General features: G+C 38.1%; 14 protein-coding genes. 12 read left to right on the top strand and 2 right to left on the bottom strand.

All coding sequences use genetic code 11. From position 1 onward, the window contains the following. Positions 1–273 precede the first annotated feature (273 nt). Positions 274–1,503 carry an MFS transporter gene (locus CI949_RS08210; RefSeq protein ID WP_290765044.1) on the top strand — a complete coding sequence of 410 codons (1,230 nt, stop codon included), beginning with the start codon at positions 274–276 and terminating at the stop codon, positions 1,501–1,503. A 100-nt stretch (positions 1,504–1,603) separates the two neighbouring features. Here CI949_RS08210 and dpaL read toward each other — a convergent pair whose 3' ends face one another. Continuing rightward, the gene (gene dpaL / locus CI949_RS08205; protein WP_108142689.1) at positions 1,604–2,824 is read right to left on the bottom strand and encodes a diaminopropionate ammonia-lyase; all 1,221 of its coding nucleotides are present in this window, start codon (positions 2,822–2,824) and stop codon (positions 1,604–1,606) included. Between the two features lie 212 nt (positions 2,825–3,036). Between dpaL and CI949_RS08200 the strand changes: the two genes are divergently transcribed. From CI949_RS08200 to CI949_RS08155, 10 genes are all read left to right on the top strand, one after another. After that, positions 3,037–3,807, top strand: coding sequence for a sulfite exporter TauE/SafE family protein (locus CI949_RS08200; protein WP_133531146.1), 771 nt, complete (start codon positions 3,037–3,039; stop codon positions 3,805–3,807). Positions 3,808–4,155: 348 nt separating this feature from the next. After that, complete coding sequence (locus CI949_RS08195; RefSeq protein WP_290765037.1) at positions 4,156–5,373, top strand: MFS transporter; 1,218 nt, start codon at positions 4,156–4,158, stop codon at positions 5,371–5,373. Positions 5,374–5,527: 154 nt separating this feature from the next. Beyond that, positions 5,528–6,991, top strand: coding sequence for a DUF1858 domain-containing protein (locus CI949_RS08190; protein ID WP_133531145.1), 1,464 nt, complete (start codon positions 5,528–5,530; stop codon positions 6,989–6,991). Between the two features lie 210 nt (positions 6,992–7,201). Continuing rightward, positions 7,202–7,696: a phosphatidylglycerophosphatase A gene (locus CI949_RS08185; protein ID WP_347877187.1), complete on the top strand. Its 495-nt coding sequence runs from the start codon at positions 7,202–7,204 to the stop codon at positions 7,694–7,696. 39 nt (positions 7,697–7,735) lie between these two features. After that, positions 7,736–8,671, top strand: coding sequence for a 1-phosphofructokinase family hexose kinase (locus CI949_RS08180; protein ID WP_133531144.1), 936 nt, complete (start codon positions 7,736–7,738; stop codon positions 8,669–8,671). A 16-nt stretch (positions 8,672–8,687) separates the two neighbouring features. Continuing rightward, complete coding sequence (locus tag CI949_RS08175; RefSeq protein ID WP_133531143.1) at positions 8,688–10,334, top strand: GGDEF domain-containing protein; 1,647 nt, start codon at positions 8,688–8,690, stop codon at positions 10,332–10,334. Between the two features lie 114 nt (positions 10,335–10,448). After that, positions 10,449–11,396: a hypothetical protein gene (locus CI949_RS08170; protein WP_108142675.1), complete on the top strand. Its 948-nt coding sequence runs from the start codon at positions 10,449–10,451 to the stop codon at positions 11,394–11,396. A gap of 28 nt (positions 11,397–11,424) precedes the next feature. After that, positions 11,425–12,243 carry an alpha/beta hydrolase gene (locus CI949_RS08165; RefSeq protein ID WP_108142673.1) on the top strand — a complete coding sequence of 273 codons (819 nt, stop codon included), beginning with the start codon at positions 11,425–11,427 and terminating at the stop codon, positions 12,241–12,243. A gap of 233 nt (positions 12,244–12,476) precedes the next feature. Then, positions 12,477–13,691: a peptidase T gene (gene pepT / locus CI949_RS08160; RefSeq protein ID WP_108142671.1), complete on the top strand. Its 1,215-nt coding sequence runs from the start codon at positions 12,477–12,479 to the stop codon at positions 13,689–13,691. Positions 13,692–13,778: 87 nt separating this feature from the next. Beyond that, the gene (locus CI949_RS08155; protein ID WP_108142669.1) at positions 13,779–14,441 is read left to right on the top strand and encodes a GTP pyrophosphokinase family protein; all 663 of its coding nucleotides are present in this window, start codon (positions 13,779–13,781) and stop codon (positions 14,439–14,441) included. Positions 14,442–14,449: 8 nt separating this feature from the next. Here the strand turns inward: CI949_RS08155 and CI949_RS08150 are convergent, their stop codons facing one another. Then, complete coding sequence (locus CI949_RS08150; RefSeq protein ID WP_108142667.1) at positions 14,450–16,243, bottom strand: alpha-amylase family glycosyl hydrolase; 1,794 nt, start codon at positions 16,241–16,243, stop codon at positions 14,450–14,452. Positions 16,244–16,413: 170 nt separating this feature from the next. On the opposite strand from CI949_RS08150, the gene CI949_RS08145 reads away from it, so the two are divergent. Next, complete coding sequence (locus CI949_RS08145; RefSeq protein ID WP_290765019.1) at positions 16,414–17,148, top strand: CBS domain-containing protein; 735 nt, start codon at positions 16,414–16,416, stop codon at positions 17,146–17,148. Positions 17,149–17,219: the final 71 nt, after the last annotated feature.

Below are 17,219 nucleotides of genomic sequence, written 5' to 3'. Positions count from 1 at the left end.
ATGACGATGATAGAGACGATGACGATGACGATGATAGAGACGATGACGATGACGATGATAGAGACGATGACGATGACGACGACGATGATGATGATGACGAGCGTGATGATGATTAATTAACTTTAATTTAGAATTCGGACAAACTCCTCAGCAGCTATTTTAAAACTGCTGGGGATTTTTCTTTTTAAATGTTTAACAATTAACTGCATTCAAATAAAATTCCTGCTAAACTTCTGAGCGAATGATTAAAAAATAATGCGAGGAGTTTTGCTGATGAATAAATCTTTAAAAAAGTCATATCTGATCTTTATCTGGCACGGGTTCTTTTTAACTTTGACGATGTCAATGATCGATTTTAATACAGTTTTTCCTTCCCTGGTTTCAACTCTGATTGATTCTAAAATCATTTTTGGACTTTTATATTCAATAATGCTCGGGGCACCCCGAATTTTTAACATTATTTTCAGCCATTATATGAATGGCTATGACTACCGCAAGAAATTTCTGCTGATTGGAATTTATTTGAGAGCTTTTTCCTTTTTGGGGATGGCTGGCTTTACCTACTATTTCGGCAGCAGCTCACCTAATTTAGTTATTATCTCTTTCTTTTTCTGGGTACTTGTTTTTTCAATCTCCGGCGGTTTTGCCAGTATTTCTTATGGAGATATAATTGCCAAAACTGTTGCCAGTGAGGAGAGAGGAAAGCTCTATGCCAGCAAACAGTTTGCCGCCAGTCTGGCAGCCTTTATGGGAGGGATGGTTGTTCAGAACATTTTCTCAGGGGATAGATTTGGCTTTCCTTTAAATTATTCAATAACCTTATTTATTGGATTTGTCGGTTTAATAATTGCTGCTTTAGCCTTCTGGTTAATCAAAGAGCCTCCGTCTGTCAGTAAAGATGAGGATCTGCTTTCTCTAAAAGAATACATTAAAAAGGTTCCCGGGATCTTAAAAAAGGATAAGAATTTTGCTTCTTTTATAATCATCGAAAATATGGCAAGCTTCAGTTTGATGCTGCTGCCTTTCTATATAGTTTATGCTCAGGACAGTTTTGGAATTGGCTCTGATTATATCGGCAGATATCTTCTATTTCAGATTGCAGGGACAATAGTTTCCAATCTTTTCTGGGGCTATATTTCTGACAAGTTAAACTCTCAGGCTGTAGTTAGAATCTGTATTCTGGGTGGTGCGGTGATTCCGATAATTGCCCTCCTGCTCAGTAATTTTGGTCCAGAAACCTATTCAATAATCTTCTTTTTAATTGGATTTTTAATCAGCGGCCGCAAAGTCGGTTTTGAGCCCTATCTCTTAGAAATTGCCCCTGATGACAGAAGGACTGTCTACTTGGGGATTAGAGGAACCTTAAACTTTTTAGTTGTGCTCCTGCCGCTGATGGGAGGAATATTTATTGATTTATTTGGCTATCTATTTACCTTTATCCTTGTTTCTGCAGTGATGTCTGCCGCCTATTATTTACTTAGAAAGGAAAGCAGCGCCTCATAATTAATTGGATTCATTTTTTGAAATAATTTCAGCTTAATTATTAAAAGCCTCCTCAGTTTTAAGAGGAGGCTCTGTTTTATCATAATTTTTTGTCTGAATTCTAATCGAGGAGGCTGTCTTTTCCATCCCAGACAATCTTTCTGTAATTTACAGTATCTGTAGCACCTTCAGTATTAAAGATTAAAACAATTGAATTTTCATCCAACTGCAGCTCATTTTTTAAACTGCGCAGATTTTCCTTTTCCATCAGTAAGGATAGAAGTCCGAGACCAACTGAACCTGATTCCCCGGAAATAATCTGCTTATCATCGGCAATCGGATTGGCCAGAATTCTCATTCCGCGGGAGGAAACATAGTCATTACAGGAAATGAACATGTGGGCATAATCCCTTAAGATCTCCCAGGCTAAAGGATTGGCTTCTCCGCAGGCCAGCCCGGCCATATCAGTTTTTAGATCCCCTTCAACTTTGTGAGTCTTACCGTCAGAGTGAGCAGCAGAATTGAATACACAGGCAGCCTCATTTGGCTCAATAATTGTAGTGATTGGATAGTTGTCAAACTGGTTGATATAATAGCCGAGGATAGAGCCGGCCATCGAACCCACTCCTGCCTGCAGAAACATATGAGTCGGCTCCTCAATTCCTTCCAGTTCCAGCTGCAGTTTGATCTCTTCAGCCATTGTGGTATACCCCTGCATAATCCAGGTCGGTATTTTTTCATAACCCTCCCAGGCTGTATCCTGCACCAGATGCCAGTTATTTTCTTCAGCTTTTTTGATTGCATAAGCAACTGTATCATCATAATTTAAGTTGGTAACAATTGCTTTACCACCTACTTCGCGGATGGCATCCACCCTTTTTTGCGCAGATCCGTCCGGAAGATAAATAACAGCCTGGTGGCCGAGATGGTTTGCAGCCCAGGCAATTCCCTTGCCGTGGTTTCCATCAGTAGCAGTGATAAAAGTGATATCTCCCAGTTCTTCTTTAGCCTCTTTACTCTTAAGCATCTCAAAATTTAAATTTTCAACATCTCTGTCTAATTTTTCAGCCAGTGATTTTGCTATTGCATAGGTACCTCCTAGAACCTTAAAGGAATTGAGGTTAAATCTATATGATTCATCTTTAACATAGATGTTTTTAATCCCCAGATATTCAGCCAGATGTTTTAAACTGGTCAGTGGGGTTGCTCTGTATTCTTTAAAAGAACTGTGAAATTTCCTTGCCCTTTTTGCAGCCTGAGCATTGAGAAATTCCGGCTTTGAGCCACCTAAATTATCATTTTTGATTGATTTAATATCGATTAAGTCATCCTTACTTTTCACTATAAAAACTCCTTTCATTATTTATTCAGCCTTCTATATAATTAAATCAAGTATAACACAAATAACTTTTAAAGCAACAAATTAATAACCCGGAAGCGGGTGACTTTTGGCTTAGTTTGTTATAAAATAAAGATGTTAGTATTTAACTGCAAATTGACTCCTGTTTACTTATAATATTTATAAATTATAAATAAATAGGAGTTGTTAGTTTAATGATGGAAATTTTAGTATTATTAATTGCTGGATTTGGAGCTGGAATAGTGACCGGACTGGTTGGGGCTTCAGCTGTGGTAATTGTAACTCCCTTTCTGGTAATCTTTTTAGGTTATGATCCTTATTCAGCTATTGGTATCAGTCTGGCTACTGATGTAGTTGCCTCTTCAGTTTCAGCCTATACATATAAAAAACACGGCAATATAAATATTAAAGGGGGACTTTTAATAGCTTTTTCTGCAGTTACGGCTGCCGTTCTGGGGAGCTGGTTATCTGGAGGGATGAATTCTGCTGCTTTAGGTGGACTGACAGGAATCATAATTTTATTAACCGGGATTTCTTTTAGAAGAAAGCCCATCAATCAGCGGGTGGAAGAGTTTAAAGAAAAATTTGATCTTAAATTCTTTCGAGAAAGAGAAAAGTTAGCTTCAGTCTTATTTGGGACCCTTATCGGTTTAATGACCGGAATTTTTGGTGCCGGTGGTGGAGTAATGATTCTAATGGTTTTAACCTTTGTTTTAGATTATAAAACTCATATTGCTATCGGTACTTCTGTTTTGATTATGACTTTTACCGCTCTTTTTGGTTCAGCCAGCCACTTTATTGTCGAACAGCACCTTCCATATTTAGAATTATTTTTAAGCGGCTCAGCAGCTTTAGCAGGTGCTGTAACAGCTGCCAGTTTTGCCAATGGAGCTTCAGAGAAAAGATTATCGAAAGCAATCGGGACTGCTTTTATATTTCTCGGTTTAATAGTTATTTTAAATTAGTGTAAAACAGTTAACTTATTTAAAATCAGATTTTAGTATAATGTACCTAAGCAAATAAAAAGGAGGCTGTTATAAGATGAAAAGATTACAAGAAATGGCTCTAACTATGATGTTAGCTAATCCTAATGCAGGTGTAGAAGATTTTGAGAATCTGAAGTAAAAATATTATAGATCGTGATAGTAGATCCCCCACAGATATGATTAAATTCTGAGGGGGATTTTTTATATTTATATTTATCTGCCCCAGTAAGCAAAAGCTTTTGCTGCTGAGTAATCTTTAAAAATTGAAAAACATAAATTTTGTGTTATAATCAGTTCAATATTAATAATACATAGAAGGTGTTTAATTTGGAAAAAGAAAATGGACTACAGTATAAGTTTTTATTAATAATTTCCACCGCCTATCTGGCAGTGGATATCAATATTCAGGGTGTTTTAGCGTTAATGCCCTTTATCAGAGAAGAATTTGTATTAAGCAGCTCCAGAGCCGGCCTGTATTCTACCTTTCATTTTCTGCTGGCGACAGCTGTTGCAGTTTTCAGCGGCAGAATAGTTGATAAAATTGGCTCCAAAAAAGGTCTGGTTGTGGGGACCGGTGTGCTTGGAATTTTAATGCTGCTGCAGTCGCGCTCACCCAATTTTACTTTGATTTTAGCGCTGGCCTTATTATCCGGCCTCTTTTTCAGCATCATAACTCCATCTTTAAATAAAGCTGTCATGCAGAGGACCACTCCTGAGAACCGAGCAACTTCCATGGGAGTTATGCAGATGGGAGGAGGAATTGGTGGTTTTACAGGAGCAGTGTTTCTGCCTTTTCTGGCAGAAAAAATTGGCTGGAGAAATGCAGTAAGTTTTTCCGCCCTGATCGCTATTTTAGTGGGCATCTTTATCTTTTATAAAGAAAAGGGAGCTGCTGGAGGAGAAGCTGCTGATTCAAAAAATGATCTAGATTTTAAAGATTCAATTCTAAAACTTTTTCAGAATAAAGATCTGCTTTTTGTCTGTTTATTCGGTCTGATCTTAGGATTTAATTCTGGTGCCATACCGGCTCACTACACACTTTATTTAACCCAGGACCTCCCTTTAAGCCGGACCTCTGCTGGGTTTGCTTTTGGTCTGCTGCAGATTGGTGGAATAATGGGCAGACCTCTCTGGGGATGGATCAATGATAAATTCTTAAACGGCAGCAGGAGCAGGGGACTTGTGATAGTTGGAATCGGCTTAACTTTGGTAATGCTTTATTATTTTAGAATTATGAGTGCTCTGGAGCTGCCGCTTTATCTTATCTACTTAAGTTCTTTAATTTTAGGCTTTGTCAGCCTGGGCTGGATGGGATTATACTTTACAACTGTGATTGAGCTGGCCAGCGAAAAACTGGCCGGGATCGGGACAGGGCTTTCACTGGTTTTTATCCGCTTTGGAGTTTTACTCAGTCCACCACTTTTTGGACTGCTGGCCGATTTAAATAACAGTTATCAGCTCAGCTGGCTGGGAATGGCTCTAATTACCGGATTTTTCACCCTTGTTTTCGGCTTCATCTACAGAGATAAGTTTGCGGAAGTTTAGAAATTAGAACTATATCTATAAACTGTGATATATATCACCGACAAAACTCCTCTGGTTGATTATAGTAAAGTATAGTAATTAACTATAAATTAGATTGAGAATGGTTTTCAATTAGTTAACTATAAAAGGATAACAATCTGAGGGGGAAATTTTAATGCTGATTAAGGCAGAAACAAAACTTGATGCTATATTAAATGAATATCCAGAATTAAAAGAAACATTAAAGGAAATGTCACCGAAATTTTCAAAACTTGATAATAAGATGGTCTATAATACCGTGGGAAAATTCGCTCGAGTCAAAGATATTGCCAAAATGGGTGGTTTTTCGACCTGTGAGGTTCTGCACACTCTAAATAAGGTAATCGGGATGGAAGAAGAACTGGCTGCCAGCTTTCCAGAATGTATTGATGCAGAAATTTTAGTTGAAACAGAAAAGAATGAGCAGCCTGAGTGGCTGAGTGACCGCGCAGAGTTTAAGGAAATTAATGTTATCGGCAGTGAAGAAGATCCCCTGGCTGATATTATGAAAAAAGCACAGTCTTTAAAGGCGGGAGAGGGTTTTAAACTGGTCCAGATTTTTGAACCGATCCCCTTAATTAATATGCTTAACTCTCTCGGTTTTGAGCACTACACCGAGCAGATCAATGATTTTAAATTTGAAATATATTTTTATAAAAAAGAAACTGAGAGTTCTGAGGCAGAAGAGCATCAGGCAGGAGATAAGGTGCCGGTTGTCATTCAGTCGGCAACTCCGGTTGTCTATCCAATTATCATGAAGCTTTTAAAGTCAAAAGAGCTGATGGATAAAATTGAAATTAAAGAGCTTAAAATGTGGGATAAGGCAGAAAGTCACATGAGCTGGCTGATGAACGGTAAGGCAGATATTACTTTTTCGGCAGTTGTAGCAGCAGCCAAGCTCTACCTCAACGGGATCGACCTGCGGATGAAGTCAGTCAATGTCTGGGATAATTTCTATCTCTTAACCCGGGGCTACCAGGCTGATAACTTTGGCGATTTAAAGGGGCACGAGATTCACGTGCCGCTGGCCAAGGGAACACCTCCCTTTGGAGTTACTAAATATCTGATGAAGAAAAAAGGCTATAATCCTGATGATTTTGATTTTGTCTTCGGCCAGCCCTTTGGTCGTCCGGAAGAACTAAAGGCTAAATTTGTGCGGGGAGAAATTGATACTGTGCTCTTAAGGGAGCCGGAGGCCAGTTTTGCCCTCAAGGAGGCAGAAGATGCTGTGGTTTCCATTGCCTATAAGGACCTCTGGCAGGAAATCCATCCGGGAGCAGGTAAACTTCCCAATGCCGGTCTGGTATTTAAGGGCGAATTTGCTGACCAGCATCCGGAGATTGTGGACCTTTTTATGAAAGAAATAGCAAAAGCAATCAGAGAAATTAACGAGGATCCGAAAAAATCAGCCGAGGAGAGCTTTGATATTATGGGACAGACTCCGGAGTCTGTAGAAAAGTTTTTAAAACGGGTTACTTTTGATTTTAAATCCGGCTCAGAAAACGCTGCTGAAATAATTTATTATCTAAAGGTGCTGGCTGAAGAAGGTTCTTTTAAAGCCAAAAAAGACCTGTCAGAACTGGAAGAGATGTTTAAATAGAATTATTGAATAAATTGAATAGCTGTTTTAAATCCTCTGTTAGAGCCTCTGGGTTCTGCAGGGGATTTTTTTAAAGGAAAATTCTTTCTGGCGGCTAATATTAATAATAGAAGGATAAATAATAATCTGGATTATTTTTCAGCGGCAGAAAACTGCTGCAGTCAGTGCAGGATCCAGAAAAAATAGTTTATTTTCAACTGAAGGAGGAAGATAATGAACGAATCAATGAAAGAATTATACCAGAAATCAATAGAAGTTTTAAATAAGAGAGGGGTAACAGTTGAGGATATTGCAGAACTTGTCAAAAAGCTGCAGGAACCATATAACCCGGAGATTAAACTGGAGGAATGTATAGAAAATGTAGATTCAGTTTTAAAGAAAAGAGAGGTGGCACACGCAATTTTAACCGGGGTGGCAATCGATGAGCTGGCAGAGCAGAAAAAGCTGCCGGAGCCGATTCAGAGTATTATCGATACTGATGAGGGTCTTTACGGGATTGACGAGATTCTGCCGCTTTCAATTGTCAACCTCTACGGTACTATCGGCCTTACAAGTTACGGCTATCTGGATAAGGCAAAATCCGGGATAATTAAGGAGCTGGACACCAAAGAGGACGGCCGAGTTAATACCTTTCTCGATGATTTAGTGGCCGGTATTGCTTCTGCAGCTGCCAGCCGTTATGCCCATGGAGAAGGAACTGAATAATTTAAATTTTTTAGGGACAGTTTTGAGAAAGGAGTTGAGATGAAAAAGATAGTAACCTTTACTTTAAATCCGGCTGTTGATAAAAGTTCCAGTGTTGAGCATGTTAAAGCAGAGGATAAGCTCTACTGTGACCAGCCCAAATTTGAACCTGGTGGTGGCGGAATTAATGTCTCCAGAGCAGTAAAAAAACTCGGAGGCAGCTCCCTGCTTCTCTATACTTCCGGGGGCTTTACCGGTAAAAAACTTGCAGAACTGCTGGCTCAAGAAAATCTAAATACCGGGGCGATAGAGATTGAGGCAGAAACAAGGGAAAACCTGATTATCAATGAGAAGACTTCCAATCAGCAGTACAGATTTGGCATGCCCGGTCCAAAAATTACTGCAGAAGAATATGATAAAATTTTTAAAACTTTAACTGAACTTGATCCCTTTCCTGATTATCTGGTGCTCAGCGGCAGTATTCCCCAGGGAGTAAGTACTGATATTTATGCAGAGATGGCAGCCCTGGCTAAAAGAAAAGGGGCAGAGGTAATAGTTGATGTTTCTGGCCAGCCTCTAAAGTCAGTGATCGAAGAAGGAGTTTATTTAATCAAGCCAAATCTGGGAGAATTTCAGGACCTGGTGGGCCGGGAGTTAAAGGATGAAGATCAAATTAAGGAAGCGGCCTTAAAATTTGTTAAAGACAGGTGCTGTCAGGTGATTGTAATCTCTATAGGTGCCGGAGGGGCTCTGCTGGTTAATGATCAGCAGGCTGAGTTTAAAAGACCGCCAACTGTTCCCATCAAAAGCAAGGTAGGAGCAGGAGACAGTATGGTAGCCGGAATAGTTCTGAGCCTTGCCCGGGGAGAGAGCCTAAAAAATTCATTTTACTATGGACTGGCTGCCGGTTCTGCAGCTGTAATGACTCCGGGGACTGAGCTCTGTACAAAAGAGGATACAGATAGGCTTTATCAAAAAATTGTCGAAGAACAATAGGCTTTAGGTGATAGGGGTGATTAAAATTAAAAATTTCATAATATTTTTACTCTTAATCATACTAATTTTATTACTGCCGGCAGCAGCTGCTGCTGAAAAAGATATTCTGGTACTGCACTCCTATCATCAGGGCCTGGAGTGGACTGATCAGATTTCTGAGGGAATCAGGTCCGTTTTTCCCTATCAGAATGAGGTCAAAATCTATTATGAATATCTGGATACCAAAAGAAACTTCAGCCAGGAATACTATGACAAGTTGATTTCACTTTACCGGGAAAAAGCCAGAATTATTGATTTTGATGCAATCATAGTTTCTGATAATGCAGCTTTCGACTTTATAATTGAATACGGGGAGGAATTATACCCGGAAGCCCCGGTAATATTCTGTGGAGTCAATAACCTGAATAAAAATTTTTTAGAAGATCAGCAGGATATTTGTGGGCTGGTAGAAAAAGCCGAACACAGAGCTAATCTCGATTTGATTTTAAAACTACATCCTGCTTTAAATAAACTAATTATCATCAATGATCGGACTCTGACCGGCAAAAATATCAAAGCAGAACTCGAATTGATTTTGACCGAATACGAAGCTCGGCTCAATTATGAAATCTGGGATTCCTTTACCATTCCTGAACTGCAGAACAGACTGCTTAAAATGGATCAAAATAATGTAATTTATCTGCTGGTATTGAATCGAGATGAAGAAGGTAATTTTATTTCCTATAACCAGGGTATTAGTAAAATTAAGGAAGTTAGTGAGAATCCAATTTACGGCACCTGGGATTTTTATCTCGGTAAGGGAATAGTGGGCGGCAAGCTGATTTCTGCTCAGGAGCAGGGAAGGCAGGCTGCTTTAATGGCAAAGAATATTATCAGTGGAGAAAATGATTTCAGCGGGCAAATAGTTGATGATATCAGCAGTAAATATTATTTTGATTATAATCAGCTGCAGAGGTTTAAGATCAGCCAGGCCGAGCTTCCTGCAGACCGGGAAATAATAAACCGGCCGCAGCCATTCTGGGAGAGAAATTATCAGTTTCTATACTGGGGTTTAATATTTTTGAGTCTGGTGATAGTATTGCTGCTGTTTGTCTTTTATTCTAAACATCAAGAAAGGCAGCGGATCGAGAAATTAAACAAGGAATTAGAAGAAAAAGTAGAAGAGAGAACTAAAGAGTTAAGAAAAATGTTAATCACAGATGACCTGACAGGGCTGCTCAGCAGAAGACGGATTTTGGACCTTTTAGAAGTTGAATTAGAAAAATGCAGAAGATATAAAAGGGAGCTTTCACTGCTGATGCTGGATCTGGATTTTTTCAAAGATATTAATGACAGCTACGGCCATCAGTTCGGGGATCAGGTTTTAGAAAAGATAGGCACTATTCTGCAGCGGAACACAAGAAAGCTGGATTTAGTCGGCCGCTATGGTGGAGAAGAATTTTTAGTTATTTTACCGGAAACAGATTTAAAAAAAGCAGCTCTGGTGGCAGAAAAACTGCGTCAGAAGATAAAAAATGCAGAAGTTAGTGGGCAGGATTTTAAGCTGACAGCAAGTTTCGGAGCGGTTCAATTTGAAAAAGAAAGCAGCCAGCAGCTGATAAAAAGAGCAGATGACCTCTTATATAAAGCTAAGGCAGAGGGGAGAGATCGGGTAGAAAGCTAGAATATTTTTTAGAGATATAATTTTATTCGGATTTAAGCGGCTTTTTAGATTGAATAGATCCGAAATCTCAAGATGAATTTGAAATAAAAATATATATTCAGGGAGAGATGAATGATGAATAAAACAATAATAATTTTACTTCTGGTAGTTTTGCTCTTTTCAGCTTTTAAGACAGCAGTTTTAGCTCAGAGTTTAGAGCACCAGTTTGAGCTCGGCATCGGGGCTGGAGATGGTTATACAGAATACAGTATAGGTGATATTGATACCGCTCAGTTAAATTATGGCTTTAAAAGTCGGCTGGAATTTCCCCTTGCTGTGGAGATGATCAATTTAAGCTATAAAAATAATCTAACTATGCCGAAGCTTAATATTGGTGGGATTTCTCTCAAATTAGAAAAGAACTTAAGTGATGATGCTGGAACTTTTAAAGACTCCGACTGGCTCTATACTACCGGAATCAATAATAAAGATGTAATTGGTACTTCTCCCACAGAAGTAAAGGATATCATCAGGTGGGATTTTAAAATCAGAAACGAGTGGCTCAGAGCATCAGACAATCTCGACTATACTCTGCATTTAGGTTATAAGCAGGATAATTATGATCTTTTATCTTATGATTTAAAAAGAACCTATTTAACTGATGCTACTGATGAACCGGAAGGAAAAACTACTAATTATGAAGGGGGGAATGTTAACTATCAGGCTAAATATGACATTCCCTATCTCGGTTTTGATTTGAAGACTAAAAATAACGACAAATTTGATTTAATTTTAAGTGCTGCCTATTCCGACTGGGTCAGAATGAAAGATGAAAATAATTATTTGCAAAGTGATATGACGGTTAAAGGAGAGGGAGAAGGAAATTCAATTCTGGTCAACGGCAGGGCAAGTTATAATCTAACTTCAGCAGCAAGTCTGGTTTTGGATGTCGGCTATAATAAGACTGAGGTTGAAGGAAGCCAGAATCAATTTCACTCTGATGGAACTATAATACGAGATATTTATTATGAAGCAGAACAGGAATATACAAATATCAGTCTGGGGCTGAACTGGACATTTTAACTAATTAAAAATATAAGGAGGTTTTATAATGCACAACACTGAATTTATTGAGACTTTTGATTCTCAGAAGCTCTTTCTGCGCCGGGATCTGGTTGATGATCCGCAGGCTGTGGTGATCATTGTCCACGGCTTAAATGAGCATCAGGGCAGATATGATTATTTTGCCGGCAGGTTGAATGGAGAAGGTTTTTCAGTTTACCGCTTTGATAATCGCGGCCACGGCAGATCTGATGGTGCTCAGTCCTATATTGAGGATTTCAATACCTATTTAGATGATGCGGATACAGTTTATGAACTGGTCAAAAAAGAAAATCCTGAGCTGCCAATTTTCATGCTCGGCCACAGTATGGGTGGTTTTATTGCTGCCGGCTATGGGGTTAAATATCCAAATAAACTGACCGGACAGATCTTAAGTGCTGCAGCGACCAATGAGCTTGAGGCCTTCAAAGAATTAGAAGAGCTGAGCCTGGAGGATAATCCAGAGATGAAGCTCCCCAATGAGCTGGGTAAATTTGTTTCCAGATCAGAATATGTAGTTGATGACTACAAAAAGGACCCCTATGTTTCTGAATTTACTACTTTAAAACTGATGAAGGTTGTCTTTATCGATGACGGAATACCCTGGCTGGTTGAAAATCTGGCTCAGTACGAGTACCCGGTTCTAATCCTGCACGGTGAGGGAGATAAGATAGTTGATCCGAGCTGTTCCGAAAAGTTCTATGATTTAATTGCTGCTGAAGATAAAAGCCTAAAAACCTATCCTGAACTCTACCACGAAATCTTAAATTCGGAAGAAAAAGAAACAGTGATTAATGATATTCTAAACTGGCTGGAGGAGAGAGTGTAGACTGGAAAAAATAGATAATGATGAGTGACCAATTGCTCTTCTCTAAACGAGGAGAGCTTTTTATTTTTAAAAATAATTTAATGAGCATTTTAAAAGGAATTAATTTCTTTTTACAGAATAATATTAGTTAGGCTGTAATAGCAGTCTGATCTAAATTCAAGAGTGAAAAACTCATTTGTTATTAAAAATTTTTAGAACTAACCAAAATAAAATTAAAACAGGAGATGAATATGATGGGTAAAATAGTAGAAAGATTTAAAAGATATATAGCAGTAGATACAAGGTCTGATGCTGATTCAGAGACTGTTCCCAGTACCAAAGGGCAGCTCGAACTTGGCAGACTTTTAGTGAAAGAATTAAATGAATTAGGTTTAGAAAATGTTAAGCAGGATCAAAATGGATATATTTATGCAGAGCTGCCCTCTAATACAGCTGAGGAAGTTCCAACTATCGGCTTTATAGCCCATCTGGACACCAGTCCTGATTTAGATGGTCAGGTGACTAATCCCCAGCTGGTAGATTATCAGGGAGGAGAGATTCAATTAAATGATCAGTACAGCCTGACTGAAGCTGAGTTTCCAGCCCTAAAAGAATTAAAAGGTAAAACTCTAATTACCACAGATGGAACAACCCTGCTGGGTGCTGATGATAAAGCAGGGATAGCTGAAATTCTAACTGCACTCGATTATTTAATTTCAAATCCTGAAATCAAGCACGGATTAATTAAGGTCGGCTTTACACCTGATGAAGAAATTGGCAGAGGAGCAGACCACTTTGATGTAGAAGCCTTTGGAGCAGATTTTGCCTATACACTTGATGGGGGACCACTGGGAGAACTGGAATATGAAAACTTTAATGCAGCTTCTGCTGATCTAAAAATACAGGGTAAAAATGTTCATCCAGGTACTGCTAAGAATGTAATGGTTAATTCAATGAAAATCGCGATGGAATTAGATGCTATGCTGCCGACTGCAGAAGCACCGGAACATACTGAAGGCTATGAGGGTTTTTATCACTTAATTGATATCGATGGTAGTGTAGATTATACTGAATCAAGTTATATTATCAGAGATTTTTCCAAAGAAGGTTTTGAAAACAAGAAGGCCTTAATGCAGCAGGTGGTGGATTTTTTAAATAATAAATATGGAAATGTAATTGAAGTCAAGATAGAAGACAGCTACTACAATATGAAAGAAAAAATTGAGCCTCATTTTGAGATAATTGAGCTTGCCAAAAAAGCAATGGAGGAGCTGGGGATAACTCCGGATATTAAGCCTATCAGAGGTGGAACAGATGGTGCGAGACTTTCCTATATGGGACTGCCAACTCCCAACTTATTTGCAGGAGGCTATAACTTTCACGGCAGATTTGAATTTATTCCGGTAGAAAATATGAAAAAAGCAGCTGAATTGATTGTTAAAATTGCAGAAAATGCGGCTCAGAAATAAGAAAAGTTAATCTATTTTTAAGTTTTAACTGTTATAATTGAACTATATTAATATTAAAATTTCTAAGCATATCTAGGAGTGGAATAAATGGAATCTAATATCAATAAAGAACAGCTGATGAACATAGCAGACCAGTATGGTTTTAAAGAATGGCGGGAGCTGATCTTTATCCATGAGTCAGCAATCGAAGAAGTAAACACCAAACTTAAAATTTTAAATAACGAATTTAAAATAATTCATGATCACAACCCAATTGAGCATATTAAAACGAGAGTTAAAAAACCTGACAGCATTATAGAAAAGCTGGAGCGCAAAGGCTATGAGGTCAACATTGAAAATGCTAAAACTAAGATCAATGATATAGCTGGAATCAGGATTATCTGCTCTTTTACCGATGATATTTATAAGATTTTAGAAATGATCAAATCTCAGGATGATATTGAGGTTTTAAAGGTCAAAGATTATATCAAAAATCCGAAAGAAAATGGCTACCGGAGCCTGCATCTATTAATTCAGCTGCCGATCTTTTTAAGCAGTCAGGCCCGGATGACTAAAGTTGAAATTCAGACTAGAACAATTGCCATGGATTTTTGGGCCAGTTTGGAACATAAGATCTATTATAAATACAAAAATGATGCTCCAGATGAGATTCCGGAGAAATTGAAGGAGTCTGCCGAAATGATCAAAAAACTCGACCAGCAGATGCTGGATATCAAAAAAGAACTGGATCAGTATGCAGCATTAGAATAAGCTGCAGCTTATAAGGATTTATAAATAGCCCTTCCTTTTGCCGGGACAGCTATTTCCAGATAATTTTTACCCTGATCAGCTGCTTTCACCTCAAGTTCTTCCCCAATTTTCTCTGCAGCAGAAGAGTAAACACAGATGAATTTTTCGCCGGGCAGATGAATTTCACTGTCGATTAAGACTTTGACTTTTTGAGCTTTATCTAAATCACAGTTTACTGCTAATAGAAATTCACCCTGACTGAAGATCCTTGACCAGGCAATAATTTCTCTGCACCTTGCTTGATCTGCCCGGGGAAGGTGAAAATCCTTATTTTTTATCTCTGATATTTCTCTTAAATACTGCCGGCCCAATCTGAGGTGGATATACTCGTTTCTAAGTTCAGCCAGTTTTTTCATCTCCTGATACACAGGATGTTCACTGTTAAAAAAGCTTCTGTTTCTGGTTCTGAAGGCACCAAATTCTCCCCCAAACATTGATTCTCTAACATATTTGTCGTGGTCTCCACTACCGTCAAAACCCTGTTCAGTTCCATAATAGATGCAGGGAATTCCGGCAGTAAAGAAGTTTAAAAAGACTGCATTTTTTAAAAGAGGAGCTGTTTTTTTATCTGCTGTAAAACGCTCTTTGTGTTTTGGTTTATATACCATATCATGGTCGTCAAACATTGTAATAACTCTTTTATGATACCACTGATTTTCACCTTCACTTAAAACCTGAGAATTGGTAAAAATAGAAAAATAGTTTTCGGCTGCGGAATATCCCTTGGCGACATTTTCAAGAATTTCCGGGATTTTATTGATACCAAGTGCTGCATCAAGACCTGTGTTTTCACAGATGGACTTTGCAAATTCCATCCCACCTGTAATTTCTCCTAAGATATAAAAATCCTTTTTACCCAGAGTCTGGGTAAATTCTTTAATTTCTGTGACAAAAAAGCGGACAGCACCTGGATCTAAATGTTTTACTGTATCCAGTCTAAAACCGTCTAAATCTGCATAAGCTATCCAGTATTTATAACACTCTGTTAAAACTTTTAGGGCTTCAGAAGGCTTATAATCATCTACCCTGCCAGAACCAGTATTGATATTTTTTAAAGAGAAAAAATCTCCCTCCCTAAATTCTGGATCGCTGTCCCAGTTTCTAATATAACCTTTTTTGCTGAAGGTATCTAAATTGAAAATTTCCTGAGGCCAGACTCCCCCTTCAGGCCAGGTAGTGCTGTAGTCAGGATTATTTGGATCAACAACTGCTTTCCCATCTTTATCCCTGAAAGCTTTAACCGGATACTCCTGACCGGTATAGAAGGCATCTTCTGCATCATAAAGCAGCACATCAGCTGTGTGGTTGATTATTACATCCAGGATAATATAGATTTCCTTTTTGTGAGCCTCAGCAACCAACTTCTTGAGCTCAGCTTTGGTGCCAAAATGAGGATCAATCTCTAAAAAATTCTGGGTTCCATAGCCGTGATAATTTTCTGAGTAAACTGGCTGTTTAAGGACCGGGCTGATCCAGAGCACACTCACTCCCAGTTCTTTAAGGTAGTCCAGCTTATCTGTTATTCCTTTTAAGGTGCCACCAATCCATTTTTCTCCACTCTCCAGCCACTTCTGTCTGGCTGCCTCAGTTTTTAAGGCATTTTCATAATCATTTTTTTGATCATAGAGGGGATATTCTTTTTCAGATGCGAATCTGTCTACAAGCAGAAAATAAAAGATCTGTTCATCCCATGCTTCCGGAGACTTCTGATACTCTCTTTTTTCAGTAATTTCTTTTAAATTAAAATCCTCTATACTTTTCATAAGCTGCCTCCTTATGTTTTAGGCATTATCTATTATTTATATTCAGCAAAATTATTACTTTTCCTTTAATAAAATGCTGGAATAGAGCTGAAAAAGGATTAGATTTCTTTTTGAAGAATAAGATATTAGTAGAGATTTTATTAAAATAATAGAAAAGAGAGGTGCTAAAAATGGAAGCTAAAAAGGATAAATTTATTGAAATGTTTAATGAACTTTATGAACATCTAAAAGAGGTCAATGACTGGGACACATCTTTTTACAGCCTGCTCCATCAGGGCCGCAATAATGATTATATAATTAGAAAGTACAGAGATGAACTTGATACCGTCAGAGAAGTTAGAAACTCAATTGCCCACAATAATGAATATTATTTTTTACCCAGCAACTCCTTATACACTTTATTAGAAGAGATTTTAGAAAAAGTTATAGATTCCCCAAAAATCAGTGATTTTATTGATGATAATTTGATGGTAATTAAGGAAGATACCTCAATCATTAAAACAATTCAGGATATGAAAAAACATGACTATGATCAAATTCCGGTAGTAGATCAAAAGGGGAAGTACATTGAATTGCTGACCACAAATACAATTATTAGATGGATGGGAGATTTAAAGTTAGATCAGAGCGCTAAACTGATTATTGAAGATGTTCAGATCAAAGAAGTTCTAAATTATGCAGAAGAAGATGAAGTCTGCGAATTTATTTCAAGAGACAGCAAACTGGATACCTTAATTGATAAGCATGAGTCAATAATTAAAGCAGGAAATAAGATTGATGCCTTTTTGATAACTGAAAACGGGAGTAAAGAGGAAGTGCTGCAGGGAATTATAACCGACTGGGAGATACCGGAAATTTACAATAAGTTGAATATTTGTGTTATGAGACAAGAAATATTTCAGTAACCAGGACATGTTTTTCACCAGTAAATATTTAAAAGAACAGGGTATTCTCATACCCTGAAATTAATTATTGT

The sequence above is a fragment of the Halanaerobium sp. genome (genome assembly GCF_003070835.1).
The sequence above is the reverse complement of the archived record's forward strand: the minus strand, read 5'-3'. Positions and strand labels throughout refer to the sequence as shown.